Origin of the sequence: Catenulispora sp. GP43 (genome assembly GCF_041260665.1) — a bacterium.
GTDB lineage: Bacteria > Actinomycetota > Actinomycetes > Streptomycetales > Catenulisporaceae > Catenulispora.
The window spans coordinates 571,799-597,358 of the sequence record NZ_JBGCCT010000002.1 but is presented as its reverse complement, the minus strand read 5'-3'; the positions used below and the strand labels follow the sequence as shown (position 1 = coordinate 597,358).

Sequence of the window (25,560 nt, the reverse complement as noted above, 5' to 3'; positions counted from 1 at the left end):
CCAGTATCGCAGGCGGCGTTCTGCGTCGTGTCGAACAGAATCAGCCGGTCCCCGTCAGTGCCTCGCCGAACCACTCCGTGACCTCGTCGGCGACGGCGAACGCGGCGCGCGAACCGTCCACCTCGATCACCCGGATCCCGTGCGCCTCCGCCTGCCGCACCGCGTCCTCGGCGACCAGGCGGTCGCGCGCGACGCGGTTCGCCTGGGCGCGCGCCGGGTCGCTGGTCTGGATCCCCATCGCGGCGGCGCGTGGCAGGGTATTGAGTTGGTGGCGGCGGAAGTCTTCGCTCGGGACCAGCACCACCATCCGGTGCGGGCTGTCCAGCAACGGCGCGACCAGTTCCGGGCGCAGGCCCCAGCCCTCGGCGATGATCGGGCGAGGCGAATACAGGCCGCGCAGGTCGTCCAAGGCCCAATCGAAGCGATCCGGGAAGCCCGCGAGGGTCTCCGCGGCCATGGCTTCCGGCGTGGTGTGGACCCATACCGTGTCAGGGGGCGGATCCTGCAGACTCTGCCCGAGCGCCACGCGCCGAGCGATCCGCCGGTCCTGGTGGCCGCGGGCGTCGTGGTAGTCGTAGTGATAGGCGGTGAGGCCGTGGCGGTGGGCGAGGATGCGCGCGACCGTCGACTTGCCGGCCCATTGCGCGCCGCCGATCCACAATGTGCGGCGCAGTATCTCGGAGGGATTCCAGGTTTGCTCGGACATCGCTGCGACTGTAGCCGAGATCCGCTTGCTGCGGATCTCGGCTGCCGGATCGGCGGTCGGCGGTATCAGGGTTCTCAGGTGAGGCGTGCCTCGCCGGCCAGCGTCTCCAGCAGGCGGCCGGGGTCGGCGAAGTGCTCGGGCAGGCCGTGGGCGGTGAACCACTTGGCGACGTTGTGCACGTCCCGGGACAGGTACTCCCGGCCCCTGGGGTTCACCACCACGTCCACCACCTGCGGCAGGTCGATCAGGACCAGCCGGCCGTGGTGCACCAGGATGTTGTACGGCGACAGGTCGCCGTGCGTCTGGCCGCGCTCGGCCAGCGCCAGCAGTGCCGAGACCAGTTGCTCCCACAGGTCCAGCAGCTCGTCCGGCTCGGGCCGCAGCTGCGCCAGCCGGGGCGCGGCCGTGCCGTCGGGGTCGCCGACGAACTCCATCAGCAGCTCGGTGCCGTACAGCTGCACCGGATACGGGACCGGCACGCCGGCCTGCCACAGGTCGGACAGGGCGCCGAACTCCGCGATCGCCCACTGCTGGGCGATCAGGTTCATGCCGAAGGAGGTACGGCCCTCGATCGCGCGCATGTCACGGGTGCGGCGCAGCCGGCGGCCTTCGAGGTAGCCGGCGTCGCGTTGGAAATTGCGGTGTTCGTTCGAGCGGTAGCGCTTGGCGGCCATCGTGACCTCGGCGCCGGTGTCGGGGGAGACGCGGCGCAACAGGAACACGTCCGCTTCCTTGCCGGTCTTCAGCACACCGAGTTCGTGGTCGCAGGCGCCCTGCTCGGTGATCACCCACTCCGGACGCGGCTCGGGGCCGTGGCCGGCGTCGGGCCAGTTGGACCAGCGGTCGCCCTCCGGCGGCGCCATGTCCGCGTTCTCGCGCTCGATGGCGAGGCGGGCCTTCTCCTCAAGCGTGAGGCGGCCTTTGCGGCTCGGGCTGGCGAGGGATTCGTCGACGCGCCGACGCATGCGCTGCGGGCGCGCGGAGGTGTCCTCGAAGTCTTCGAAATCGTCGTTCAGGTACTGCGAGTGCTTAGGCACTGTGGTGTTCTCCAGAAAGAAAGGAGGTAAAAGGTTCGGGATTCCGCGCGCGCGGCAATGACGAAAGACGTCACTGTCCCCACCTCCTTTCAGGAGAACTCGATCGGCGACCCGGTGGTCGGCGATGCGCACGACCTTGGCACGCCATCCGACGGCGCGCAAGCGATTATTCGCACCGCCGGTACGATCAAGCCCGTGAGCGCCGACGCGGACCCGCCTACCGCCGTCCGCTGGGTCCGCGCCGCCCAAGGCGGCGACGCGCTGGCGATGAGCCGCCTCCTGGACGAGCTGACGCCCTACGTCGGCCGCCTGTGCGCGCCGATCGCCCTGTCCGACGCACCGGACGCCGCCCAGGAAGCGCTGATCGCGGTGTTCCAGAACCTGCGGACACTGCGCGAGCCGGCCGCACTGTACGGCTGGGTCCGGCGCATCGCGGTGCGCGAGGCGATCCGGGTCGCGCAGCGCGGCGCACGCCAACAGCCGGCGGAGCTCGCCGAGCTCCCGGCGCCCGGCAGCCCGGAGCTGGCGGTCGACGTCCGGGACGTGTTGGACCGGCTGTCGCCGGAACACCGTGCGATCCTGATGCTGCGCGAGGTGGAGGGTCTGGACGAGCGGGCTGCGGCGGAGGTGCTGGAGGTGTCGGCGGGGACGGCGAAATCGCGGCTGAGCCGGGCCAAGGCCGCGTTCCGGAAGCAGTGGACGTCATGAGCGGCGCGGACGAGATGAGTGGCATGAGCGGCATGAGTGGCTGGCCGGTCGCGGACCTCGACCCCGTCCGCCGCATGCGTGTCCTGGCCTCGGCACTCCCGTCCGGCGCCTACGGCGAGCTCCGCATCGAAGCCCCCTTCGACCGCGTCTGGCACTACCTCGCGGACCTGGACCACAGCATCCCCGACCTGATCGGCTTCATCCGCCGCTTCGAGCTCGCCGCCGACGGCTCGGCGCTCGCCACCGGCCTGCTCGGCAACCGCGGCCGCTTCGAGGTGGAGCTGCGCGAGGGCTGGTGCGTCATGCAGGACCGGTTCGTCGTCGGCGGGTTCGCGGCGGTCGCGGACGGCGACGCCACCCTGCTCGCGGGCTGCGGCGCCGTCCGCACCGCCGGTATCCGCAAGGTCGTGCCGCTGCTCCTCGGCCGGCGCGCCGTGCTGCGCACCCTGGGCAAGGTGCGCAGGCGCGTGGAGGGCTAGGGCTGGGGCTTGCGCTGGGGATAGACCTTGTCGTCCAGCGGCAGGGGCATCGCTTCGCAGACCGCTGATGTCGGGGCGCCGCCGTCCAGCAGGTAGTCGTTCACATGCGCGTCCACGCACGCGTTGCCCGTGTCGTAGGCGATGTGGTTGCCGCCGTCCCGCACGAACACCATCGCCTGATCCGATTCCTGCGCGTCCTCCAGCGCGCCCTCGATCGGGGTCGCCGGGTCGTACTGGTCCTGCACCATCAGCATGCGCGGCAGGTTGTCCGCACCGGGAGACACGGGATGCTGCGAGGTGTGGGGGTAGAACGCGCACGGCTCCTCGGTGGACTCCGCACCCACCAGCGGATACGCCGCACCGAGCCGGTCGCCCTCGGCCACCCAGTACCCGGGATCGTGCGACCACGGCGTGTCCGCGCACGTCACGGCCCAGTACGCGCCGCTGTTCGCCTTGCCGGTCGGGACCCGCACCTCCGGCAGCAATGTCGTGGCCTGAGTCGGGCCTGCTCGCAGGGCCTTGAGAACCCCGGCCCATTGCGGCCAGCCGTCCGCGTTGTACAGCGCCTGCGCCTGCGACAGGTCCAGCGAGCTGCCGCGGCCCTGGGCCGCCACCGCGGCGCGCAGCGCGTCGTAGGAGGCCTGCGCCTGCTCCGCGGTGGCGCCGAAGCCGTAGAGGTCGTCGTGGCGGGCCAGCCAGGGCAGGAACTGCACCTCGAAGCGGCGGTCGAAGCCGCGGGCCCAGGCGTCGACGTAGTCGTCCTCGATGGTGGCGCGCCAGTCCATGTTCGAGTCCAGGGCGAAGCGGTCGGTGCGGGCCGGGAACGTCGCGGCGTACCAGGCGCCGAGCCAGGTGCCGTACGAGAACCCGAGGTAGTCGACCTTCGGCTCGCCGAGCAGCGCCCGGATGAGGTCCATGTCACGGATGGTCTGGTCGGTGGTGATGTACGGGGCCAGCGGCGCCGCGCCGCAGCTCTGACCGACCAGGCGCGCGTCGGCGAGTTGCAGCGCGGTGGTGGCGGGGGAGCGGTCGCGCTCGTCGGCGACCGGGGTGTACTTCGACCAGTCGATGCCGCAGTCCAGGGTGGTGGACGGGGCGACGCCGCGCGGCGCGAAGCCGATGATGTCGTAGGCGGACAGCAGGGCCGGTTCGGACTTCGCGGTCTTCGTCGCCAGGGTGGATCCGTCGCTGCCGGGGCCGCCGGGGTCGACCATCAGGATGCCGCGCCGGGCCGAGCCGTCGTTGCCGGGCACTCTGGTGACGCGCACGCTGATCGTGCCCTTCGACGGGTCGTACCAGTCCATCGGGACGGTGATGTCGGCGCAGTAGGTCACCGGGTACTGGCTCCAGTCCGGGCCGCCGGGCGCCGGGTGCGCGTACCAGTCGCACACCTGCCAGTCCAGGTGCTGGGCGCCGAGCGTGCCGTACGGATCGACCGGTGCCGCCGCCGCGCTGGGCCCCTCCACACCGATCAGCGCCAGACACGACACGCCGATGAACACCGAACGCAGGGCTTTGCAATGGATCATGGCCCCACGATAGGAGGCGGAGATCATCCGGCGGATCGCCCGGCGGAGGGAAGGCCGCCGCCGAGAAACTCCCTCAATCGGGGGAGCGGAAGCTGTCGAGAACGCCCGGCCGGCTCCGTCCCAGGGGTGAGAACGGACCTACACACAGGAGCGAGAACCATGGACCAGCACCAGATCACCGAGATCCTGAACCGCCCGACCAGCCAGGAGCTGCTGGCCCGGGACATCACCCGCCTGGCCTACGTCGCCGGGGACGGGACCCCGCGCAGCATCCCGATCGCCTTCACCTGGACCGGCTCGCAGATCATCCTGTGCACCTCCAAGAACGCCCCGAAACTGCCCTCCCTGCGCCGGAACCCGCAGGTCGCCCTGACCATCGACACCGAGGTGCACCCGCCGAAGATCCTGCTGGTCCGCGGCCGCGCCGAGCTCGACGAGGTCGACGGCATCCCCGAGGAGTTCCTGCAGATGAACGGCACGTACGGCATGACGGCCGAGCAGCGCGTCGAGTGGGAGGCGGAGGTCCGCTCGCTGTACCACGAGGGGATGGTGCGCATCGTCATCACGCCGACCTGGGCGAAGCTGATCGACTTCGAGACCACGCTGCCGAGCGCGGTCGAGGAACTGGTGCGGGCGCGGGCGGAGCGGGAGGGGGCCTGAGGGCCGCGCCCCCGGCACGGCCCTGACAACCCTCCGCCTTGCCGGCGGCCGCAGGGCCAGGCCGAGAAAGCCCAGCAAATCAGCCGAGGAAACGCAGCAGTTGCTCCGCCACCGCCCCCGGCTGTTCCTCGGGCAGCAGATGTCCGCCGCCGGGCAGCACCACGACCGACAGCTCGTCGGCGTGCCGCTCCCCGCCTTCCAGCACCGCCGGCGGGATCACCACATCGCGCTCCCCGCCGATGATCAGCGTCGGCACGCTCAGCCGCGCCTTGCGGTACCGGCCCAGCGGGTGCCCGAAGATCTCGCGCCAGACGTAGGCCGCGTTCACCTGCTCCACGGCCCGCGCCCGCCCCGGTTCGCGCAGCAGGTCGGTGTAGACCCGCAGGTCCTCGCGCTCCCACAAGGTCGGATCGGCCGACCAATGGCGCAGCAAGAAGGCTGCGAAACCGGTGTGCCGCAGCACCAGCCGGCCCAGCGGCGGGTGTTCGATGAACGCCGTGTGCCACATGCGCCACAGGTTCGGCAGCACCCGGCGGTGCACCGGCCACAGGTGCGTCATGTTCACCGACACCAGGGCCCTGACACGGTGCGGGTGCTTCAGGGCCGCGACGAAGCCGACCCAGCCGCCCCAGTCGTGACCGACGATCGCCGCCTGTTCGGTGCCAGCGCCAGTGCCGATGCCGAGCGCGTCCAGGACGGCGATCACGTCCTCGGCCAGGCTGCCGGTGCTGTAGCCGTGCTCCGGGGCCTCCGACCAGCCGCATCCGCGCAGGTCCAGCGCCAGGACGCGGTGGGTGGCGGCGAGCTCGGGCAGGATGTGCCGCCAGAGGTGCCAGTGCTGCGGGAAGCCGTGCAGCAGCACCACGGGCGGGCCGTCCGCGGGCCCTGCTTCGGCGATGTGGAATCGGACGCCGCGCGCGGTCACGTAGCGATGCGTGACGCGATGCGTGGCCTCGTCGACGGCGGGCATTGGGAGAACAGTCACGGGTGGCTCCTCCGGTTCGACTGCGGTGGATGCTGTCGAGCTGAAGAGGAGCCACCCGGGCTATACGTTCCCGCCGATCACGCCGGCGAGTGTGTGATGTGCCTCACTCGGCCAGGCCGAAGGCGTTCACCAGCTGGCCGTCGGCGGTGTCGCCGTCCAGCGACCAGGTCATGTCGCCGCGCAGTCCCAGGGCCTTGATGAACCAGACCTTCTCGGCGATGCTCTGCGGGTCGTCGAACGTCCAGAAGGTCTTGCTCACCGGGTCGTACTTGTAGGCGGCGCCGGAGAACGGGTCGTGGTGGACCGTTCCGGGCTGCGCCGCGATCTGGTTGTAGACGACGTCCGCCGCCACGCCGGTGGCCGGCTGGAACTCGCCGTCGCCCTTCGGTCCCGGGGCCACGCCGGTCCAGCCGTGCGCGTAGAACGGGATCGAGATGGCGATCTTGTTCGGGCTGGCGCCCTGCCGGAGGTAGTTCGCGACGACCTCCGCCGTCGAGATCTCGCCGTTGTCCGGGTACGGGTTGCCCGGGGTGGGGCGCGGGGCCGGGTCGAACGGCGAGGGGAAGAGGTTGGACTGGGACTCCGTCGGACCGGTGGTCTCCCAGGGGCCGTTGAAGTCGAACGTCATCACGTTCATCCAGTCCACGATCCGGGACACCGGGCCGACCTCGATGTGCGAGACCTTCTCCGGGCCGGACGGGGTGTCGGCGGTGAGCAGGTAGTGCTTGCGGTCAGCTGAACCCTGAGCGTTCAGCTGGCTGCGCAGTTCCTGCAACAGCAGCGTGAAGTTGTGCGTGTCCTGCGGTCCGTGCGGGTTGCCGTTGCCGACTTCGTCCGGGTACTCCCAGTCGATGGCCAGGCCGTCGAAGATCCCGGCGGCCGCTCCTGGTGCGGCGCCGGGCAGGTTGCCCTTGATGTACATGTCGATGCAGGACTGCGCGAACTTCGCCCGGGAGGCCGGGGTGGCCGCGGCGGCGGAGAAGTTGGTGGACTCCGACCAGCCGCCGATCGACATCACGATCTTCAGCTTCGGGTAGGCCTGCTTCAGTTCGCGCAGCTGGTTGAAGTTCCCGGCGATGGCCTGCGCGCCGGTGTCGGCGGTGCCGTTGACCGCGTCCGCGGCGTCCACCGGCTTCTGCCAGTCCGCCCAGGAGTCGGCGCTGGCGCAGGTGCCGTCCGGGGCGATGTTGGAGAACGCGTAGTCGATCTCAGTGAGCTTGTTCACCGCGCCGGAGGTGATCAGGTTCTTCTCGTAGAACCCTGAGTAGATCCCCCACTGGGTGAAGTAGCCGACCGAGACTTTTCCGTTGCTGTTGCCCAAAGACGCCGCCGTGGCGGTGGCGCCGGGGTTGGCCAGGGCGGGCGAGGCGGCGGCGACCGGGACGATCGCCAGGCTCAGGACCGCGGTCGCGGCTAAGGCGACGCGGCGGTGCCGGTGGTGCTGGGAGGGGCGGCTCATGATGCTCCTCGAACGATGCTCAGATGTCTAGACCAGCGATGGCGAGCGCCATGCTCCTCGCCGCCGACCCCGCGGTCAAGTCCTCGTAACGGCTTCTTTGCTATTCGCTGACCTGCACCGGGATGACCATGGTCTACGCCAGTAGGTCTAGACCTTGGTCTAGACCTCACCCTTGACAGTCCCCTTGGACGGCGGTACTTCTTCCCTACGACCCGATCCGTTTATTGCGGCGCCGCTCTCCGGATCAGCTCCATGCGCAGTTTCTTTCCGAACGGTTTCCCTCCCGCCACAGGAGCGTGCGTAACGAATGAGAGCGTCACGAAGCTCTGTAAGCAACAAACACAGATCTGTAAGCAACAAACACAGATCAGCCCTGACCGCGGTGCTCGCCTCCGCGGTCATCGTCGCGGGTGCCACCGCGGCCATCGGCGCGAGTCCCACAACCCACGCCGCGACACAGCAGACGAACACCACGGGGGCCGCTGCGACCTCCGGCGGTCTGAAGGTGGCCTACTTCGACCAGTGGTCCATCTATCAGAACGCTTACTACCTGAAGAACGTCGACCAGAGTGGTGCGGCCGGCAAGCTGAACTACCTGATCTACGACTTCGAGAACATCGACCCGACCAACCTCACCTGTTTCGAGACCACCAAGGCCACCGACCCCGACCCGGCCGGCGAGAACGACCCGAACGCCGGTGACGGCGCCGAGGACCAGTTCGCCGACTACCAGAAGTCCTACGACTCCACGATCAGCGTCGACGGGACCTCTGACGTCTACAACCAGCCCATCGCCGGCAACTTCCACCAGCTGCAGGAGCTGAAGAAGAAGAACCCGAACCTCAAGGTTCTGCTGTCGATCGGCGGATGGACGTACTCCAAGTACTTCTCCGACGTGGCCGCCACCCAGGCCTCGCGGCAGAAGTTCGTGTCCAGCTGCATCGACATGTTCATCAAGGGCAACATCCCGGCCTCCGGCGGCTACGGCGGCACGGGGACCGCGGCCGGCATCTTCGACGGCTTCGACATCGACTGGGAGTACCCGGCCTCGTCCGCCGGGCACCTGGGCAACCACGAGTCCCCGGCCGACAAGGCGAACTACACGGCACTGCTGCAGGAATTCCGGACCGAGCTGAACGCTCAGGGGTCAGCTGACGGAAAGACCTACGCACTGTCCGCAGCTCTGCCCTCGGGCCAGGAGAAGATCGCGGCCGGCATCGAGACGCAGAACATCGGGAACATCCTGACGTTCGGCGACGCGATGACGTACGACATGCACGGCGGTTGGGACGCGACCGGGCCGACGAACCACCAGTCGCCGATCTACAGCGACCCGAACGACCCGATGAACCCGATCGCGCCGGGCAACGCCAAGTACAACCTCGACGAGGCGGTCAAGGCGTACACGGTCGGTGATCCCGCCTACGGGATCCCAGGAGGGTTCCCAGCGAGCAAGCTCACCGTCGGAGTCCCGTTCTACTACCGGGGCTGGACGGGGGTGACCGCCGGATCGGCCCACGGCTTGTTCCAGCCGGCCACGGCCCCCGCGGCGGGAGCCGCGGACTCCGGGAACGTGCCGGGCATCCAGATGTACAAGGAACTCAACGGGATCGTGAACAACCCCGCTGACACCTACTGGGACCCGGTGGCCGAGGCCGCGTACTTCTACGACGGAACCAACTTCTGGTCCGGCGAGGACGCGCAGTCGATCCAGGCCAAGGCCGACTACCTGCACTGCAACGGCCTCGGCGGCATGATGATGTTCTCGATGTACGACCTGGACAGCGCCAACACGCTGTTCAACGACGCGGTGAACGACGTGAACGGCTCGGCGGCCTCCTGCCCGACCGGCCCGCCGACCTCGGGCTCGTCCAGCTCGTCGTCCCCGACCACCCCGCCCACCACCCCGACGACGCCGTCCTCGACGCCGCCCACCACGCCGACCACGCCGACCTCGCCGAGCTCGTCCTCGTCGTCCTCGGCACCGGGCGGAGTCTGCGGCGCCCCGGCGTGGAGCGCCTCGACCGCCTACAGCGGCGGCGCGGTGGTCTCGTACAACGGCCACACCTGGACCGCCAAGTGGTGGACCCAGGGCGACATCCCCGGCAACAACTCGCAGGGGGTGTGGACGGACAACGGCGCCTGCAGCGGTGGCACCAGCACTCCGCCCCCGCCGCCTCCGGGCAGCTGCACCCTGCCGGTGTGGAGCTCCACCAACGCCTACAGCGGCGGGGCGGTGGTCCAGTACGGGTCGCCGGCGCACAAGTGGACCGCCAAGTGGTGGACCCAGGGCGACATCCCCGGGAGCAACTCGCAGGGGGTGTGGACCGACGGTGGAGTGTGCACCAGCTGATCTTTAGCTGATGCCGCTTGTCTGGCCGCTTGTCTGTGAGCCCGGAACCGTGTGCCACTGCGGTTCCGGGCTCTGCCGTGTGCTCCGGTGCGGATCGGCGCCGGGTGCGCCGATGGCGAGGTGCCGGTCGGCGGCCAGGTACAGGGTGTCGATCCCCTCGGCCCGGTCGTCCTGGATGGTCAGGATCGTGATGAAGCCCAGTTCCGCCAGGAGCTTGAGATGGCCGGAGTTGGTGGACCAGGTGCGCAGGACGACCCACGACGGCAGCGTGGCGGGCAGGCCGAACAGGCCGGCGTAGAGCCTGCGCGCGACACCGGAACGGCGCTGATCGGGCCGGACGGCGATCGTGCTCACATACAGGCACGGGCTGTGATCCGGGTACCTGGCGTCCTCATGGAAGGCGCGGAACGACAGAAAGCCGGTGAGGTGGCCGGGCTGCCCGGCGAGGATCGTGTCCTGGTCGAGCATCTGCTCGAAGTAGTCGTCGTTGTCGGCCGCGGCCTGTCCGCGCTCGCGCAGATCGGTTTGCACCGTACCGCTGCGGGTGGTCAGCGGGGGGACGAAGTCCCCGGCCACCCCGGCGAAGAGATCTGCCAGTCCGGTGCGCTGACCGCTGGTGAGGCCGCCGGGCCGGACCCACGCGAGCTGTGAGTCATCCATGTTGTTCCTCCGGGGCGCCGACCGGTGGGCCGACCTCGACGACGAACCGTTCTGCCTGCCGATCTCTTCGGCGCTTCCGGCGGGCCGTAAACCAGCGTCGGGTCACAGCCAGGTCGATCGCGAACAACCCCCACAGGCCGAGCAGCGGGGCGATGGTGGTGATCGTGTGCATGTACGAGAAGCCGACCTGGGCCAGTGCCGGGACCAGGCTCGCGACGCCCGCGGCCGCCGAGATCGCGAACAGGGCCTGGAACCTGCGCAGCTCGGACTCGCTCTTGAAGTCGGCGAGCTGGCGTGAGTGGTTCTCCAAGGCGCGCAGTCTGGACATGGCGGTGGCACGGTGCTTCTGCACCTCCATGCGGGCTTCTAGGAACGTGGCCACGCGCAGGAGTCCGGGGTCCTTCAGCATGACGCTGAGGTTCTCGACCTCGGACAGGTCGTGGGCCAGCGCGAGCTGGTTCGCGGTGAGCACGTGCGCGTCGGCCAGCTCCCACTGCGAGCTGCGCGCGGGCCCGCGCAGGCTGTGCGCGTTGATCCACAGTTGGCAGATGTACCACTGCGCGTGGATCAGGTTGAGGAGCGTGAGCACGAGATCGATCTGACCGGCCGCGGTCTCGGCGTCGGTGCGGATGATCGTCGACCAGCCGGAGCTGGCGATGGCCAGCCCGCCGAACTGGCGGAACTCGACCGCTTCCTCGGGGCCCCCGGTCGAGGACCCGGCCGAGAGCCAGAGCAGCCGGTGCACGGTGTCGTCGTCGAGCATCCGGGCCTGCCCGGTGAAGCACAGCCTGAAGTCGTGGAAGGCGTAGCGGAAGGGGCGCGGTTCGATCAGGTCGGACGTCGCGCGCTGAAGGTCCCGGATCAGGGATCCGTGCAGATCGCTGCCGGCCGCCGGGTCGGCGGACCCGGGGAGCTGGAGTCGCAGGCTCGGACTCAGGGCGCCGCTCGCGTGCAGGTAGGGCAGGTAGTCCTGGTTCTTCCAGGCGACGAGATCGTCGTAGAACCCGGAGAGGGCCAGGACCTGGTCGTCCTGCGGCTCGGCGGCGGTGAGCGTGTAGTCGACGGAGACCACACCGAGCCAGGGGTAGACGCGCAGCCGCCGGCTGTAGTCCCAGGCGATGCCGCCCAACACGACCGCACCGCCGGGGAGCGGGCACCACAGCACCGGGGCGTGTCCGGCGAGGTAGGAGAGGTTCCAGCTGCGGAGCAGCGCCGCGTCCACTTTGGGCTCGCAGTGGAGCCCCCGCAGTACCGCGATCAGCTGTTCGGTGTCGGTGACGGCTCCGCCGAGGTCGTACTTGAAGGGCAGGAAGACCGACAGCTGCGGTGCGCGCCCGAGACCCATGTCTGCGCAATCCCCCGAGTATCAGAGTTCGGATACGGCCGAGGGTACCGGTATCCGACGAGGCGGGGATCCACCCGCGAGGGCGGTCCACCGGGCGCGAGCCTTTCGGGCGCCACGCACGCGTGCGCGGCGCCCGGTCCGGCGCTTGATCAGCCCCGCAGCACCTTGAAAGCCTCCGGGTCGCTGTCCCCGAGGAACGTGGCGCAGCGCTCGGCCTCCTCGGTCTCGCCGATGCGCTCGGCGGCCAGGCCCAGGGCGTTCAGGGCGCGCAGGAAGCCGCGGTTGGGCTCGTGCGACCACGGGACGGGGCCGTGGCCCTTCCAGCCGGCGCGGCGCAGCAGGTCCAGGCCGCGGTGGTAGCCGGTGCGGGCGAAGGCGTAGGCGGTGACCGAGCCGGCGGTGGATTCGTCGGCGGCCAGGGTGGCCTCCGCCAGGGCGGCCCAGGCGGCCGGGGCCGCCGGGTTCGCGGCCGCCACCTCGGCCGGGGCGGTGCCCGCGGCCAGGGCCTCGCGCACCGGGGCGTCGTCGGGGAGCTGGGTCGGCGGCGGCGCGCCGAGGAGGTCCTTGTGCATGGCTAGAGGCTACCCGGGCCGGTCGGGGTGGGCCGGTTCGGCTGGGCCGCCGCGTGTTCCGCTACTGGTCCGCCGAACGCAGGCCGTGTTTGCCCGTGTGGTGCGTGCCCGGCAGCGGCCACTGGGGCCATTGCGGCAACGGCGGCAGCTGCGGCAGCTGCGGCCAGGTCACGGTCACCCACGGCAGCGGTAAGCAGAGCGGGTCCCAGCGGGCCGCCAGGATCAGCCCGATGTTCTCCGGCGTCGGATCCTGGAGGGTCTGCCATGCCAACTCGCAGATCGTCGGCTCCTGCGACGACGAGGTGGTCGGCGCTGGTGTCGGCGTGCTCGTCGGCGGCGGGGGCGGGGGTGTGGTCGGCAACGACTCGGTCGGGGTCGGTGCCGGCGTGGGTGTCGGGCGCGGCGCCGGCGTCGGTGTCGGTGTCGGTGTCGGCTTGGGCGGCGTGGGCCGGGGGCGGGGCACCACCGGCGGCTTCACGATCGGCGTGTGCCGCACCGGCGGCGGCACCGCCGGCGGGTTCGAGGGCTTCGGTGCCGGCGGCTTCGGCGACGGCGTCGCGCCGGCCACCGGCTTCGGCGCGGGCAGCGCGACCGCCGGAGCGCTGGACGACGGCGCGCCCAGCGGCGGCGCCCCCGAACCGCCCGACATGCCCCACGCCAGCACCGCGCACGCCACCACCGCGACCGCCGCCATCGTGATCGCGTGGGTCTTCGCCCTGCGCAGCTGCATCAGCCAGCGTGCCAGCAGTGCGCCGGACTTCGCCGAGCCGTCGGCCGCGGCGCCCGCCGCAGTACCGCCTGCCGCCCCCGCCGCAGCGCCGCCCGCCGCAGCACCGCCGCCGACCACCGTCGCGGTCGTGCCCGCCGACGTGGCCATCATCCCCGCGCCGGCCGCGGCGCCCAGGGCCACCCCGGCGATGATCTTCGCCGCCGCCGCGGACCCGAACACCAGGGGCGAGAGCACCTCCGGCAGCGCCTCGTTGAACTTCAGCAGCTCCAGGTACAGCCCGGTGCAATCAGCGCACGTGTCCAGGTGCCGCTCCACCTTCGCGTGCTCCCGCGTCCCCAGCTTCCCCCGGACGAACGCCGCCAGGCGCTGCGCGTGCGGCCGGCACCCGTCGTTCACCGTCTCGGACAGGTGCTCCTGTAAGAACGCCTGCCGCAAGCCCTCGCGCGCCCGGAACGCCAGCGCCGAGACCGCCGACGGCGACAGGTCCAGCAGCGGCGCCACCTCCGTCGGGCTCTCGCCCTCCACCTCCAGGTGCCACAGCACGATCTGCCAGCGCTCCGGCAGCGAGTGGAAGGCCCGCGAGGTGATCTGCCGGTCGAAGGCCTCCTCCAGCGGGTCCCGGTCCGCGCCGGTGAACGGCGCCGCCGTCACCTCCAGCTCGGCGATGTTCTCCACCAGCCGGACCCGCTTGTCCGACTCGGCCCAGTCGAAGGCGGTGCGCCGAAGCGTCGTGTACAGATACGCCCGGAACGCCTCGTCCGGGCCGTTCCCGCGGTCGATCGCGGCCAGCACCCGGGTGAACGCCTCGGCGGCCAGGTCGTCCGCGGCCGCCTCGTCGCGGGCCAGGTGGCGGGCCACCCGCAGCGCCGCGCGTCGGTGCCGCTCGTACAGCGGCCCGTACGCGCGCCGGTCGCCAGCCCGCACCATGGCGATCAGCTCAGCGTCGGTCGGTGGGTGCTGCTGCTCCCCGGGGACGGGCACGGACGGCCTCCTAGCGTCGGCGTCAACTCAGTCAACTCACGGACAAAGCGGTGACTGGCGCGCGACACCGGGGAGGTGGCGCCTGGTGTGCGGGCCGGGGACACAGCTTGGACCACCGCACACTCACTCGTGCGCTAATACGAGTGCGATGTACCCGACCGGATGAACTCAGGATCTTGACACTGCCCGCACCGGGGCCGGCGCGGGTAGTTTCCGGTCGTCTTACAGGGCTCTGGCCCCGGCCCGTTCCGAAAGCACGGCCCGGCGCACGCCGAGGGCCCCGCCTAATCGGCCGGCCCAGTCGCGCAGCGCCGCGGTCTCCGCATGCCCGACCACGAACTCCGGGGCCACCAGGAACCCCACCCTCATCACGGACCTCCGCGAGTCGGCGACGACGGGACCGAGCCGCACTCTGCGGGCCCGCAGCGCGCTCAGCGCTGCCTGCCCGACGGCCGCCGGCATGCTCACCAGGTCGAAGGCCTGTCCCACCGCGATCGTCAGCGGTTGGGCGGGGTCGGTGTAAAGCCCCCGCAACTCGCCCCGGCCGTTCTCGGTCACCATCGTCGCCTCCCTCGCGCGGGGCCCCGTACGAAGGCCCCTCGCAGAAGAGACGGGGTTCGGGAGATTTCATAACGCGGGTTTGGCGGTGAATTCAGCGGCTACCCGGGGAACCGCCTGATCCACCCGGATGCGCGGGTAAGAGGGACAAGGGTTGCGCCGCCGGGCCCGCGCCGGATGATCGGCGGTGACGCCGGTGGCGCGGCGGCGGTCCCGCCGCGCCCGTGTGTCGCTTAAACGTTCGAAAGGGAACCTGTGATGGACGACAAGGCGCTGGCCGGACTCCTCGGACGCCTCACGCTCGAGCAGAAGGTCGCGCTGCTGACCGGTGAGGACTTCTGGTCGCTGCGCGCGGTCCCGGAGATCGGGCTGCGCAAGATCCTGCTCTCGGACGGCCCCGCCGGCGTGCGCGGCACCACGTGGGACGAGCGTGACCCCTCACTGCTGTTCCCCAACCCGACCGCGCTGGCCGCCACCTGGGATCTCGGACAGGTGCGGCGCGCCGGGGCGCTGATGGGGGCGCAGGCCCGGGACAAGGGCGTCGCCTGGCACCTGGCACCGAACGTCAACCTGCACCGCAGCCCGCTTGGCGGACGCCACTTCGAGTGCTACTCCGAGGACCCGGTGCTCACCGCGACGATCGCCGCGGCCTTCGTCGACGGCGTGCAGAGCACCGGCGTCGCCTCGACCGCGAAGCACTACATCGGCAACGAGTCCGAGACCGACCGCATGACCTACGACGCCGAGATCGACGCCGCGACGCTGCGCGAGGTGTACCTGCCGCCGTTCGAGGCCGCGGTGCGCGCCGGCGCCTGGTCGGTGATGGCCGCGTACAACTCCGTCGACGGCGTCAGCATGACGGAGAACGAACCGCTGATCACCGGAACCCTGAAGGGCACGCTCGGCTTCGACGGGGTCGTGGTGTCCGACTGGTTCGCCACGCGCTCGGCGGCCGCGTCCGCGAACGCCGGGCTGGACGTCGTGATGCCCGGGCCGCAGGGCCCGTGGGGCGAGGCGCTGGTGGCGGCGGTGGGCAAGGGCGAAGTCCCCGAATCGGTGATCGACGACAAGGTCCTGCGAATCCTGCGCCTGGCCGACCGCACCGGCTTCCTGGACGGCGCCGACCCGCTCCCGTCGGCGACCACCCCGGACGACGCCGGCGCCCAACTCCGCGACATCGCGGCGCGCGCCATGGTGGTGCTGCGCAACGAGGCCGTCGCCGGTGAGCCGCTGCTCCCCCTGAACCCGCACTCGGTGTCGCGGGTGGCGGTCATCGGCCCGAACGCCGAGCATCTGACGGCGCAGGGCGGCGGCTCCTCGCACGTGAACCCGGCGCACGTCGTCAGCCCGCTGACGGCGCTGACCGAGGCGCTCGGCCCGATGGTGACCGTCGAGCACGCCGAAGGCGTGGTCACCCGGCGCCTGCTGCCCCCGCTCACACCGCGGACCGCGACCGATCCGGACACCGGGCACGCCGGTCTGCGGGTGGACTTCATCGACCCGGCCGGCGACGTGCTCGGCAGCGAGGTGCGGCAGACGTCGCGGTTCGTGTTCCTGGGCGGGCTGCCGGCCGGCACCGCCGGGATCCGGGTCCGGGCCGACGTGGCCGTCGCCGCGACCGGCAACCACCAGTTCTCGGTGTCCGGCCTCGGCTCGTTCCGGCTGGTGATCGGCGACAACGCGCCCATGAAGATCACCCTGGCCCCCACCGAGGGCGCGGACCTGGCCGAGGGCCTGGTGAAACCGCCGGAGCACCGGGTCGAGGTCGAGCTGGACCCGGGGACGGTGCGGATCGAGGCGGTGGTGCAGGTCGACGAGAACCTGCCGGTCGCTGTGTTCGGGCTGCACCACGCGGCGCCCGGGCCCGAGGCCGACGAGCTGTTCGAGGCGGCAGTCGCGGCGGCGCGGGGCGCGGACGTGGCGATCTTGGTCGTCGGCACCACCGACGAGGTGGAGAGCGAGGGATTCGACCGGACCGGCCTGAAGCTGCCGGGGCGCCAGGACGACCTGGTCGCGGCGGTGGTGGAGGCCAACCCGCGCACGATCGTCGTGGTGAACGCCGGGGCGCCGGTGGAGATGCCGTGGCGCGCGCTGACGCCGGCCGTGCTGTGGGCGTGGTTCCCCGGGCAGGAGGGCGGCCACGCCATCGCCGACGCGGTGACCGGCGCGGTCGAGCCCGGCGGCCGGCTGCCCACGACGTTCCCGAAGACCGCGGCCGACGCGCCGGTGCTGTCCACGCGGCCGGTGGACGGCAAGATCGTCTACGCCGAGGGCTCGCTGTTCGGCTACCGCGGGTATGCGAAGGCTGACATCGTCCCGGCGTACCCCTTCGGCCACGGCCTGGGCTACACCACCTGGGAGTACGAGGACATCACCGCCGCGGTGACCGCGGCCGGGGACGTCGAGCTCGCGGTGCGGGTGCGGAACACCGGCGCGCGGATCGGGCGCGAGGTGGTGCAGATCTACCTGGCCGGCGAGGACGCGGACGAGCCCTGCGATCCCCGGCGGCTGGTCGCGTTCGGCTCGACGCTCGCCGCGCCGAACGAGATCGCGACCGTCCCGATCACGATCCCGGTGCGGGTGCTGGCGCGGTGGGACCGCGAGTTGGGGGTGTGGCGGGTCCGCGCGGGGGTGCGGGAGCTGATCGCGGCGCGCTCGGCGGGGGACGAGCGGCTGCGGACGCGGGTGGAGATGACCGGATCGTAGGCGGCGGCTGGGGATTCCGCCTTGGTTCTCACTTCCGGCGGACGGCCCGGGCCAGCGTCGCGGCCAGGGCGAGGGTGACGACCACCGGCAGCAGCCACCAGCACGCGGTGGTGTGCGTGCTGAGCACGGCGGTGCCGGCCAGGGCGGCGATGACCAGGACGGCCACGAACGGGTCGTCGCCCACGACGAAGTCGTACCAGAACAGCCCGAAGGCCTTCACCCTGCCCACGCCGCGCGCCTCCGTTTCAGGACCCAGACCGCGCCGAGCGCGACGAGCAGGACGTAGGCCAGCACCGCCGGGAGCGCGGCGTCGCCGCCGGGCCACTGGGCGCCCGCGCCCTCCGCGCCCCAGAAGACCCCGAAGCCGGTGAGCATCACGCCGACCGCGAACTTCATCGTGTTCTCCGGCACGCGCGCCAGCGGCGCCTTGATCGCGACGCCCGCGGCGCACACGGTGAGCACCGCCGCCACCGCGGCGACGGCGGCGAGCGGGATGTCGTGCTGGTTGGCGCCGAAGGTCAGGGCGATGAACGCGACCTCCAGGCCCTCCAGCACGACGCCCTTGAAGCTGAGGGTGAAGGCGTACCAGTCGGCGACCAGGGACTTCTTCGCCGTGGCGGCCTCCCGCGCGGCGGCGACCTCGCGCTGGTAGGCGGCGGCCTCGTCGCGCATGTCCTTGTAGCCGGACGCGCGCAGGATCGCCTTGCGCAGCCACTGCAACCCGAAGGTGAGCAGCAGACCGCCGACGATCAGCCGCAAGGCCTTGAGCGGCAGCACGGTGAGCGCCGGCCCGAGCGCGGCGACGACCACCGCGAGCAGGAGGAGGCCCGCCGCCACGCCCTGGAGCGAGGAGCGCCAGCCGCGCGTGAGGCCGACCGCGAGCACGATGGTGAGCGCTTCCACCGCTTCGACGGCGCAGGCGAGGAACACGGAGAGGAGCAGGAAGGCGGTTCCCACGTGCCTAATGTAACGCCGGGCGGTGAAGGTTCCGGGGATGGCGGGTGTCTCGGCGGCGTGGGGGGCTTGTCCGGGTCGGGGTCTTGGCGTCTTGGCGTCCTGGCCGGTTGTCGGGAGCTCGGCGGGGCGCCGCTACATTGGCGCCATGCGATCTTCGTCCCGGGCGGTAGGGCTGGTCCTCGGCTTCGCGGCCGACTGGTACTTCGGGGATCCGCGGCGAGCGCATCCGGTGGCGGGCTTCGGGCGGGTGGCCTCGGGGCTGCGTCGGGTTTCGTATGCGGATTCGCGGGTTGCCGGCGCCGCCTATGCCGGCGTGCTCGTTTCGGGCGCCGCTGCGCTGGGTGTCGCGGCCGAGCGGGTCGGGCGGCGGCCGGTCGCCGGAGCCGCGTTGACCGCGGCCGCGACGTGGACCGTGCTCGGCGGGACGTCGTTGCGCCGCGAGGCGTCCGCGATCGGTGAGTCGCTGCGGGCCGGCGACCTCGCGGCGGCGCGGGAGCGGCTGCCGCACCTGTGCGGGCGCGATCCGCGCGGGCTCGATGCCGACCAGATCGCGCGGGCGGTGGTCGAGTCGGTCGCCGAGAACACCTCCGACGCGGTGGTGGCGCCGCTGTTCTGGGGTGCGGTGGCGGGGATTCCGGGGCTGCTGGCGTATCGGGCGTCGAACACGCTGGACGCGATGGTCGGCTACCGGAACGCCAAGTACCGCAACTTCGGGTGGGCCTCCGCGCGCCTGGACGACGTCCTCAACTGGGTCCCCGCCCGCTTCACCGGCGCCGTGACCGTCGCGGCCGCACCGGTGGTCGGCGGCAGTCCCGTCCGGGCGCTCAGGGTCCTGCGAAACGACGGCGCCCGGCACCCCAGCCCCAACGCCGGACGCTGCGAGGCCTCCGCCGCCGGTGCCCTCGGCGTGCGCCTCGGCGGGACCAACACCTATGGCGACGTCGTCGAACACCGGCCGGTCATGGGGACCGGCCGGGCGCCGCGCGTGCCCGACATCCGGCGCGCCGCCGTGTTGTCGGCCACAGTCGGGCTCGCCTCGGCCGCGGCCGCCGCACGTCTGGCCGCCGCGTTCGCGCCGGGCCGTCGCGCACGCCGCTTGCGCTGACGTCGGATCTGGCACACTGTCCACCAAGACGACAGTCCAGGAAGCCCGTGCGAATCGGGCGCTGTCCCGCAACTGTGAGCGGACCACGGTCCGCGAGCCAGGAACTGCCTGTCGTCCGTACCCATCAGCCCGAGGCGGAGCGCGGACTCCGCGAGAGGAAGTGCCGTCGCATGCCCGCGCGCGTTCTGTTGCTGTCCACGGCCGACACCGAGCTTCTCGCCGCCCACGCCTGCGGCGCTCCCTACGTCACCGCCAACCCCGCGCGCCTGGACGCCGAGGCCCTGGCACCGCTGCTGCGTGCGGCCGACGTCGCCGTGCTGCGGCTGCTCGGCGGGCACCGGCCGTGGCGCTGGCTGATCGAGGCGGTCGCCGCCGCCGGCGTGCCGGCCGTCGTGCTCGGCGGGGAGGCCGAGCCGGACGCTGAGCTGATGGCGCTCTCGACGGTGCCCGGCGGCGTGGTGGCCGACGCCCTCAACTACCTCACCGCCGGCGGTCCGGCGAACCTGGCGCAGCTGGCGAACTTCCTCACCGATACGGTGCTCGGCGGCGGCGAGGGCTTCGAGGCGCCGCAGGCCATGCCCGAGTTCGGTGTCCACGGCGAGCGCGAGCGGCGCGAAGGACGCCCGACCGTCGGCATCGTCTTCTACCGTGCGCACGAGATCTCGGGTAACACAGCCTTCGTAGACACCCTCGCCGACGCCCTCGAAGACCGCGGTGCCAACGCTCTTCCCGTCTACTGCGGCTCGCTGCGCGGGTTGTCGGACGCCGCGGGCGCGGGCCTGGTCGACCTCCTCGGCCGCTGCGACACCCTGGTCGTCACGGTCCTGGCCGGAGGCGGTGCGACGGCGGCGGATGCCAGCGCAGGCGGCGACGAGGACGCCTGGGACGTCGGCGCGCTCGCCGCGCTGGACGTCCCGGTCATCCAAGGGCTCTGTCTCACCTCCCCGCGCCAGACCTGGCAGGACTCCGACGCCGCGCTCACCCCCATGGACGCCGCGATGCAGGTCGCGATCCCGGAGTTCGACGGTCGCCTCATCGCCGTCCCCTTCTCCTTCAAGGAGAACGGCGACGCGGGCATCCCGGTCTACGTCGCCGACGCCGAACGCGCCGCGCGCCTGGCCGGCATCGCCTATCGCCATGCCGCACTGCGCGCCATCCCCAACCGCGACAAGAAGCTCGCGCTCGTCCTGTCCTCCTACCCGACCAAGCACTCGCGTGTCGGCAACGCCGTCGGGCTCGACACCCCGGCCTCCGCCGTCCGCCTGCTCCACGCCCTGCGCGAAGCCGGCTACACCGTCGGCGACTTCCCCGACGACGGCGACCAGCTCATCCACCGGCTGATCGCGGCCGGCGGGCACGACGTCGAGTGGCTCACCGAGGAGCAGCTGGCCGCCGCGCCGGCGCGAGTGCCGCTGCGCGACTACGAGTCCTGGTTCGCCACGCTCCCCGAAGACCTGCGCGAGGGTATCCGCCGGCACTGGGGCGAGCCGCCCGGCTCGCTGTACGTCGACGGCGAGGACATCGTCCTGGCCTCGCTCCAGTTCGACAACATCCTGCTGATGATCCAGCCGCCGCGCGGCTTCGGCGAGAACCCGATCGCCATCTACCACGACCCCGACCTGCCGCCCAGCCACCACTACCTGGCCGCCTACCGGTGGCTGGAGCACAGCTTCGGCGCGGACGCGGTCGTCCACCTCGGCAAGCACGGCACGCTGGAATGGCTGCCCGGCAAGGGACTGGGCCTGTCGGAGTCCTGCGCCCCGGACGCGGTGCTCGGCGAGCTGCCGCTGGTCTACCCGTTCATTGTGAACGACCCCGGGGAGGGGACGCAGGCCAAGCGGCGCGGGCACGCCACCGTCGTGGACCACCTGATGCCGCCGATGGCCCGCGCCGACACCTACGGGGACCTGGCCAAGCTCGAGCAGCTGCTCGACGAGTACGCGACCGTGCAGGCCCTGGACCCGGACAAGACCCCGGCGGTGCGCGCGCAGATCTGGACCCTGATCCGCGCCGCGCAGCTGCACCACGACCTCGCCTCGATCCTGCACGGCGACGTCGACCACCAGCCCGCCGACGACGACTTCGACGACTTCGTGCTGCACCTGGACGGCTATCTGTGCGAGATCAAGGACGTGCAGATCCGCGACGGGCTGCACATCCTGGGGCGCGCGCCGCAGGGCGAGGAACTGGTCGCCGACGTGCTGGCGATCCTGCGGGCCAAGCAGGTCTTCGGCGGGGTGAACGGCGCGGTCACCGGGCTGCGGCAGGCGCTGGCGGAGTTCGTCGGGCTGGACGAGCAGGTGCTGCTGGCCGAGCCGGGGGCGGCGGTGAAGGTGCCGGAGGCGCTGGTCGCGCTGGCCGGCGACGACGGGGCGCCGGCCCGGTCGGCATCGGATGCCGTGGACCTGTTGGAGAAGCTGGCGACCAAGCTGATCTCGGGCTTGGCGGCGCGCGACTGGGAGGTCGAGGCTGCTGCGGAAGTATGCCTCGAAGTGCTTGAAGTCGCTGATCCGAGCACTGTGAAGGTTTTGGACTTCGCCGCCACCGAACTCGTCCCCCGCCTGGCCCGCACCACCGACGAGATCGCCAACATCCTGCGCGCCCTCGACGGCCGCTACATCCCCGCCGGCCCCTCCGGTGCGCCGACCCGGGGCCTGGTCAGCGTTCTGCCGACCGGCCGCAACTTCTACTCCGTCGACCCGAAGGCCATTCCCTCGCGCAACGCCTGGGACGTCGGCGTGGCGCTCGCCGAGTCGCTGATCGCGCGCCATCTGGCCGACACCGGCGAATACCCGCGCTCCGTCGGGCTCACCGTCTGGGGCACCTCGGCGATGCGGACGCAGGGCGACGACATCGCCGAGATCCTGCACCTGCTGGGCTGCCGGCCGGTGTGGGACGAGGCCTCGCGGCGGGTCACCGGGTTCGAGGTGGTGCCGGTCGGCGAACTGGGGCGTCCGCGCATCGACGTGACGGTGCGCATCTCAGGGTTCTTCCGTGACGCATTCCCGCACGTCATCGCGCTCATCGACGACGCGGTCCAGGCCGTCGCCGAGCTCGACGAGGGCGCCGGGGACAACTTCGTGCGCGCGCACGCCGACGCCGACACCGCCGTCCACGGCGACCGCCGCCGGGCCACCACCCGCGTCTTCGGCTCCAAGCCGGGTGCCTACGGCGCCGGGCTGCTGCCGCTGATCGACGCCCGCGACTGGCGCACCGACGCCGACCTCGCCGAGGTCTACGCGGTCTGGGGCGGCTACGCCTACGGCCGGGGCCTGGACGGCCGCGAGGCCCGCGGGGACATGGAGAGCTCCTTCCGCCGCATCCAGGTCGCGGCGAAGAACCAGGACAACCGCGAGCACGACATCGTCGACTCCGACGACTACTTCCAGTACCACGGCGGCATGGTTGCGATGGTGCGCTCGCTCACCGGCACCTCGCCGGCCGCCTACGTCGGCGACTCGGCGGTGCCGGAGGCGGTCAGGACCCGGACGCTCGCCGAGGAGACGCACCGGGTGTTCCGGGCCCGCGTGGTGAACCCGCGGTGGGTGGCCGCCATGCAGCGCCACGGGTACAAGGGCGCCTTCGAGCTGGCCGCGACCGTGGACTATCTGTTCGGCTACGACGCCACCGCCGGGGTCGTCGACGACTGGATGTACGAGCAGCTCGCACAGACCTACGTGTTCGACGAGACGAACCGCGCGTTCATGGAGCGCTCGAACCCCTGGGCGCTGCGGGGGATCTCCGAGCGGCTGCTGGAGGCCGCCGAGCGCGGGCTGTGGGCCGAGCCGGAGGCCGAGACGCTGGACGGGCTGCGCCAGGTGTTCCTGGAGCTCGAAGGGGAGCTCGAAGGCGAGTGACGCCACATGCCCCGCCGGACAAATGACAGGAAGATCCGGCGGGGTCCTTGCTAGGCTCCGAGATCATGTGTTGCTTCAACGCCATCTTCATCCGCACCCGCGCCTGACGGCGGGTAGCCGATCTCCTGATCCGCGATTCCCGCCGCATCCGAGTCCACGCCGGTGCGGTCGTTGAGTGCTGCCCGGCTTCGAACGCGAGAATGCCGCGGAGCAGCACGTGCACTACCAAAAGACTTCTTCCTCCATGTCCGGGTTCGTCGGCGGACGCCATGAACTCGGACAGAACTTCCTCGCCGACCCCGGCCTGATCGCCGCGATCGGCACGCTGGTCCGGGACCGGACGCGGGGCCCGATCGTCGAGCTCGGCGCCGGCGACGGCGCCCTGACCGGCCCGCTGTCCCGGCTGGACCGGCCGCTCACGGCGCTGGAGATCGATCCGCGGCGGGTGCGGCGGCTGGCCGCGCGGTTCGAGCGCCGGCCGGACGTGGACGTGGTCCGCGCCGACGTCCTGCGGTACCGCTTCCCGGCCGCGCCGCACACGATCGTCGGTAACGTGCCGTTCCACCTCACGACCGCGATCATCAGGAAGCTGCTAGCCGAGCGCGGTTGGAGCAGCGCGGTGCTGATCGTGCAGTGGGAGGTGGCGCGGCGGCGGGCCGGGGTCGGCGGGGCCAGCATGCTGACCGCGTCGTGGTGGCCCTGGTACGACTTCGGGCTGGTCCGGCGGATCCCGGCCTCGGCGTTCCGGCCGGTGCCGTCGGTGGACGCCGGGCTGCTCACCATGTGGCGCCGTCCGGAGCCGCTGGTGCAGGGCCGGCCCGGGTATCAGGCCTTTGTGAAGCAGGTCTTCCAGGCGTCGGGGCGCGGGGTCGAGGAGATGATCGGGCGGACCGGCCGGGTGCGGCGGGCCGAACTGCGCGAGTGGGTCCGCCGGAGCCGGATCCCGGCCCGGGCCCTGCCCAAGGACCTTCAGGCCGAGGACTGGGCCCGGTTGTGGGAGCTGGTGCGGGACTGAGGGATCAGGCGGCGGCCTGGATGGCCTCCAGCAGCTTGGCCGTGCGCGTCCCGTCGCTGTGGTCCCGGGACTCGGCGATCAGGCCGTCGACCACCCGGACCACGTTGATCGAGGGCAGCTCGAAGCCCTCGCCGGTGGGCACGAGCGTGCCGACGACCGTGAATTCCACGACCGCGACCTGCGGGTCGACGGTCTCGTAGATGATCACGTTCTTGATCTCCGTGTAGTCCAGGTACTGCGCGAAGGTCTTCATCCGGCTGCGCAGCGCCTCGTTGCCGCGCGACTCCCGGAGGCCCTCCGGCGCGAAGGGGTTGGTGACCAGGACGTCCTCGGCGTAGAGGTCGGCCAGGTCGTCCCGGCTGCCCTCGACGGCGGTGCGCAGCATCAGCTCGATGGTCTCGCGGGTGGTGCGGACGTGCTCGGACATGGCGTTCTCCTGACGGGAAAGCTAAGTGGGGCGAGCGCCCCGTTTCGCTGACCGGAACGATACGGGGCGACCGCCCCGGTTGTCGAGGGGTCTACTCTGGCGCTGTGAACGGGTCCGCGAAAACCGATGTGGGGGCTGACAGAGCCGACCTGCGGGGCGTGTCGGCGGCCGAGCGGCCGCTGCGCGCCGACGCGCGCCGCAACCGTGCCCGGGTGCTCCAGGCCGCGGCCGAGGCGTTCGCCGCCGAGGGTCCGGCCGTGCCGCTGGACGAGATCGCCCGGCGCGCCGGGGTCGGCGCCGGCACGGTCTACCGGCACTTCCCGACCAAGGAGGAACTGCTGGCGGCCGTGCTCATCGCCCGCATGGAGACGATGCTGGCCGAGGTGCGCGACGCGCTGGCCGAGCCGGACCCGGGTCCGGCGTTCTACACGTTCTTCCTCACCATGACCGTCGACGCGCAGGACAAGATGGACCTCGCCGAGGCGTTGACCAGCCACGGCATAGACATCAGGGCCGCGACGGCCGGCATCGCCGGGGAGCTGAAGGGCGCTCTGGCCGCTCTGCTGCGCCGGGCCCAGGACGCCGGCGCGGTGCGCCCCGACGTGAACGTCGAGGACCTGCACGCGCTCGTGATCGGCGCGATCGCCGCCGCGCGCGCCGCGCCCTCGGCGGACGTGCCGCGGGTGGCGGGGCTGGTGGCCGACGGGTTGCGTCCGCGCCTAGGGTAAGGG

Annotated in this window: 22 protein-coding genes and 1 riboswitch; of the genes, 9 read left to right on the top strand and 13 right to left on the bottom strand. The window is 71.6% G+C overall.

Features of this window, described 5'->3' with window-relative positions; translation table 11 throughout:
* Positions 1–40 precede the first annotated feature (40 nt).
* The gene (locus ABH926_RS06420) at positions 41–706 is read right to left on the bottom strand and encodes a hypothetical protein (protein WP_370364406.1); all 666 of its coding nucleotides are present in this window, start codon (positions 704–706) and stop codon (positions 41–43) included.
* A 74-nt stretch (positions 707–780) separates the two neighbouring features.
* Positions 781–1,671 (bottom strand): serine protein kinase RIO, encoded by an 891-nt coding sequence (locus ABH926_RS06415; RefSeq protein WP_370364574.1) that lies wholly within the window; start codon positions 1,669–1,671, stop codon positions 781–783.
* Between the two features lie 267 nt (positions 1,672–1,938).
* On the opposite strand from ABH926_RS06415, the gene ABH926_RS06410 reads away from it, so the two are divergent.
* Positions 1,939–2,451, top strand: a complete 513-nt coding sequence (locus tag ABH926_RS06410; RefSeq protein WP_370364405.1) for an RNA polymerase sigma factor — start codon at positions 1,939–1,941, stop codon at positions 2,449–2,451.
* A gap of 23 nt (positions 2,452–2,474) precedes the next feature.
* Positions 2,475–2,930 carry a hypothetical protein gene (locus tag ABH926_RS06405; protein ID WP_370364404.1) on the top strand — a complete coding sequence of 152 codons (456 nt, stop codon included), beginning with the start codon at positions 2,475–2,477 and terminating at the stop codon, positions 2,928–2,930.
* Here the strand turns inward: ABH926_RS06405 and ABH926_RS06400 are convergent.
* Positions 2,927–4,459 (bottom strand): alpha/beta hydrolase, encoded by a 1,533-nt coding sequence (locus tag ABH926_RS06400; RefSeq protein WP_370364403.1) that lies wholly within the window; start codon positions 4,457–4,459, stop codon positions 2,927–2,929. The two genes, ABH926_RS06405 and ABH926_RS06400, sit on opposite strands and share 4 nt — an antisense overlap.
* Before the next feature lie 159 nt (positions 4,460–4,618).
* Between ABH926_RS06400 and ABH926_RS06395 the strand changes: the two genes are divergently transcribed.
* Positions 4,619–5,119 carry a pyridoxamine 5'-phosphate oxidase family protein gene (locus ABH926_RS06395; RefSeq protein ID WP_370364402.1) on the top strand — a complete coding sequence of 167 codons (501 nt, stop codon included), beginning with the start codon at positions 4,619–4,621 and terminating at the stop codon, positions 5,117–5,119.
* Positions 5,120–5,198: 79 nt separating this feature from the next.
* On the opposite strand, the gene ABH926_RS06390 is transcribed toward ABH926_RS06395, so the two are convergent.
* On the bottom strand, positions 5,199–6,104 hold the full coding sequence (locus tag ABH926_RS06390; protein WP_370364401.1) for an alpha/beta fold hydrolase: 906 nt from the start codon (positions 6,102–6,104) through the stop codon (positions 5,199–5,201).
* Between the two features lie 103 nt (positions 6,105–6,207).
* Entirely contained in the window at positions 6,208–7,563 is a 1,356-nt protein-coding gene (locus ABH926_RS06385) for a glycoside hydrolase family 18 protein (RefSeq protein WP_370364400.1), read from the bottom strand.
* 307 nt (positions 7,564–7,870) lie between these two features.
* Between ABH926_RS06385 and ABH926_RS06380 the strand changes: the two genes are divergently transcribed.
* A complete protein-coding gene (locus ABH926_RS06380; RefSeq protein WP_370364399.1) occupies positions 7,871–9,916 on the top strand; it encodes a glycosyl hydrolase family 18 protein in 2,046 nt (681 codons plus the stop codon).
* 3 nt (positions 9,917–9,919) lie between these two features.
* Here the strand turns inward: ABH926_RS06380 and ABH926_RS06375 are convergent, their stop codons facing one another.
* The 5 genes from ABH926_RS06375 to ABH926_RS06355 form a co-directional block, all read right to left on the bottom strand.
* A complete protein-coding gene (locus ABH926_RS06375) occupies positions 9,920–10,576 on the bottom strand; it encodes a GNAT family N-acetyltransferase (protein ID WP_370364398.1) in 657 nt (218 codons plus the stop codon).
* The gene (locus ABH926_RS06370) at positions 10,569–11,921 is read right to left on the bottom strand and encodes a hypothetical protein (RefSeq protein WP_370364397.1); all 1,353 of its coding nucleotides are present in this window, start codon (positions 11,919–11,921) and stop codon (positions 10,569–10,571) included. Before ABH926_RS06370 ends, ABH926_RS06375 begins: the two co-directional genes overlap by 8 nt.
* Before the next feature lie 149 nt (positions 11,922–12,070).
* Positions 12,071–12,493, bottom strand: a complete 423-nt coding sequence (locus tag ABH926_RS06365; RefSeq protein WP_370364396.1) for a DUF3151 domain-containing protein — start codon at positions 12,491–12,493, stop codon at positions 12,071–12,073.
* Positions 12,494–12,554: 61 nt separating this feature from the next.
* Positions 12,555–14,204, bottom strand: coding sequence for a sigma-70 family RNA polymerase sigma factor (locus ABH926_RS06360; RefSeq protein WP_370364395.1), 1,650 nt, complete (start codon positions 14,202–14,204; stop codon positions 12,555–12,557).
* A gap of 222 nt (positions 14,205–14,426) precedes the next feature.
* Positions 14,427–14,765 carry a hypothetical protein gene (locus ABH926_RS06355; RefSeq protein ID WP_370364394.1) on the bottom strand — a complete coding sequence of 113 codons (339 nt, stop codon included), beginning with the start codon at positions 14,763–14,765 and terminating at the stop codon, positions 14,427–14,429.
* Positions 14,766–15,020: 255 nt separating this feature from the next.
* On the opposite strand from ABH926_RS06355, the gene ABH926_RS06350 reads away from it, so the two are divergent.
* Positions 15,021–17,468 carry a beta-glucosidase gene (locus ABH926_RS06350; protein WP_370364393.1) on the top strand — a complete coding sequence of 816 codons (2,448 nt, stop codon included), beginning with the start codon at positions 15,021–15,023 and terminating at the stop codon, positions 17,466–17,468.
* Positions 17,469–17,496: 28 nt separating this feature from the next.
* Here ABH926_RS06350 and ABH926_RS06345 read toward each other — a convergent pair whose 3' ends face one another.
* Positions 17,497–17,697, bottom strand: coding sequence for a hypothetical protein (locus ABH926_RS06345; RefSeq protein WP_370364392.1), 201 nt, complete (start codon positions 17,695–17,697; stop codon positions 17,497–17,499).
* A complete protein-coding gene (locus ABH926_RS06340; protein WP_370364391.1) occupies positions 17,685–18,425 on the bottom strand; it encodes a COG4280 domain-containing protein in 741 nt (246 codons plus the stop codon). Before ABH926_RS06340 ends, ABH926_RS06345 begins: the two co-directional genes overlap by 13 nt.
* Before the next feature lie 145 nt (positions 18,426–18,570).
* On the opposite strand from ABH926_RS06340, the gene ABH926_RS06335 reads away from it, so the two are divergent.
* The 3 genes from ABH926_RS06335 (at position 18,571) to erm (ending at position 24,402) form a co-directional block, all read left to right on the top strand.
* On the top strand, positions 18,571–19,530 hold the full coding sequence (locus ABH926_RS06335; protein ID WP_370364390.1) for a cobalamin biosynthesis protein: 960 nt from the start codon (positions 18,571–18,573) through the stop codon (positions 19,528–19,530).
* Positions 19,517–19,658, top strand: a riboswitch (cobalamin riboswitch). It overlaps the preceding gene by 14 nt.
* Positions 19,659–19,700: 42 nt before the next feature.
* Positions 19,701–23,387, top strand: coding sequence for a cobaltochelatase subunit CobN (cobN, locus tag ABH926_RS06330; RefSeq protein WP_370364389.1), 3,687 nt, complete (start codon positions 19,701–19,703; stop codon positions 23,385–23,387).
* 244 nt (positions 23,388–23,631) lie between these two features.
* On the top strand, positions 23,632–24,402 hold the full coding sequence (gene erm / locus ABH926_RS06325; protein WP_370364573.1) for a 23S ribosomal RNA methyltransferase Erm: 771 nt from the start codon (positions 23,632–23,634) through the stop codon (positions 24,400–24,402).
* A 4-nt stretch (positions 24,403–24,406) separates the two neighbouring features.
* On the opposite strand, the gene ABH926_RS06320 is transcribed toward erm, so the two are convergent.
* On the bottom strand, positions 24,407–24,829 hold the full coding sequence (locus ABH926_RS06320; protein WP_370364388.1) for a nuclear transport factor 2 family protein: 423 nt from the start codon (positions 24,827–24,829) through the stop codon (positions 24,407–24,409).
* A gap of 104 nt (positions 24,830–24,933) precedes the next feature.
* Between ABH926_RS06320 and ABH926_RS06315 the strand changes: the two genes are divergently transcribed.
* Positions 24,934–25,557: a TetR/AcrR family transcriptional regulator gene (locus ABH926_RS06315; protein ID WP_370364387.1), complete on the top strand. Its 624-nt coding sequence runs from the start codon at positions 24,934–24,936 to the stop codon at positions 25,555–25,557.
* The last annotated feature ends 3 nt before the right edge of the window (positions 25,558–25,560 follow it).

Bases quoted from the DNA above. Each gene is read 5' to 3' on its own strand.
- ABH926_RS06420 (WP_370364406.1), bottom strand. From the start codon at position 706: ATGTCCGAGCAAACCTGGAATCCCTCCGAGATACTGCGCCGCACATTG.
- ABH926_RS06415 (WP_370364574.1), bottom strand. From the start codon at position 1,671: ATGCGTCGGCGCGTCGACGAATCCCTCGCCAGCCCGAGCCGCAAAGGC.
- ABH926_RS06405 (WP_370364404.1), top strand. From the start codon at position 2,475: ATGAGCGGCATGAGTGGCTGGCCGGTCGCGGACCTCGACCCCGTCCGC.
- ABH926_RS06400 (WP_370364403.1), bottom strand. From the start codon at position 4,459: ATGATCCATTGCAAAGCCCTGCGTTCGGTGTTCATCGGCGTGTCGTGT.
- ABH926_RS06395 (WP_370364402.1), top strand. From the start codon at position 4,619: ATGGACCAGCACCAGATCACCGAGATCCTGAACCGCCCGACCAGCCAG.
- ABH926_RS06385 (WP_370364400.1), bottom strand. From the start codon at position 7,563: ATGAGCCGCCCCTCCCAGCACCACCGGCACCGCCGCGTCGCCTTAGCC.
- ABH926_RS06380 (WP_370364399.1), top strand. From the start codon at position 7,871: ATGAGAGCGTCACGAAGCTCTGTAAGCAACAAACACAGATCTGTAAGC.
- ABH926_RS06375 (WP_370364398.1), bottom strand. From the start codon at position 10,576: ATGGATGACTCACAGCTCGCGTGGGTCCGGCCCGGCGGCCTCACCAGC.
- ABH926_RS06370 (WP_370364397.1), bottom strand. From the start codon at position 11,921: ATGGGTCTCGGGCGCGCACCGCAGCTGTCGGTCTTCCTGCCCTTCAAG.
- ABH926_RS06365 (WP_370364396.1), bottom strand. From the start codon at position 12,493: ATGCACAAGGACCTCCTCGGCGCGCCGCCGCCGACCCAGCTCCCCGAC.
- ABH926_RS06355 (WP_370364394.1), bottom strand. From the start codon at position 14,765: ATGGTGACCGAGAACGGCCGGGGCGAGTTGCGGGGGCTTTACACCGAC.
- ABH926_RS06350 (WP_370364393.1), top strand. From the start codon at position 15,021: ATGGACGACAAGGCGCTGGCCGGACTCCTCGGACGCCTCACGCTCGAG.
- ABH926_RS06335 (WP_370364390.1), top strand. From the start codon at position 18,571: ATGCGATCTTCGTCCCGGGCGGTAGGGCTGGTCCTCGGCTTCGCGGCC.
- cobN (WP_370364389.1), top strand. From the start codon at position 19,701: ATGCCCGCGCGCGTTCTGTTGCTGTCCACGGCCGACACCGAGCTTCTC.
- erm (WP_370364573.1), top strand. From the start codon at position 23,632: ATGTCCGGGTTCGTCGGCGGACGCCATGAACTCGGACAGAACTTCCTC.
- ABH926_RS06320 (WP_370364388.1), bottom strand. From the start codon at position 24,829: ATGTCCGAGCACGTCCGCACCACCCGCGAGACCATCGAGCTGATGCTG.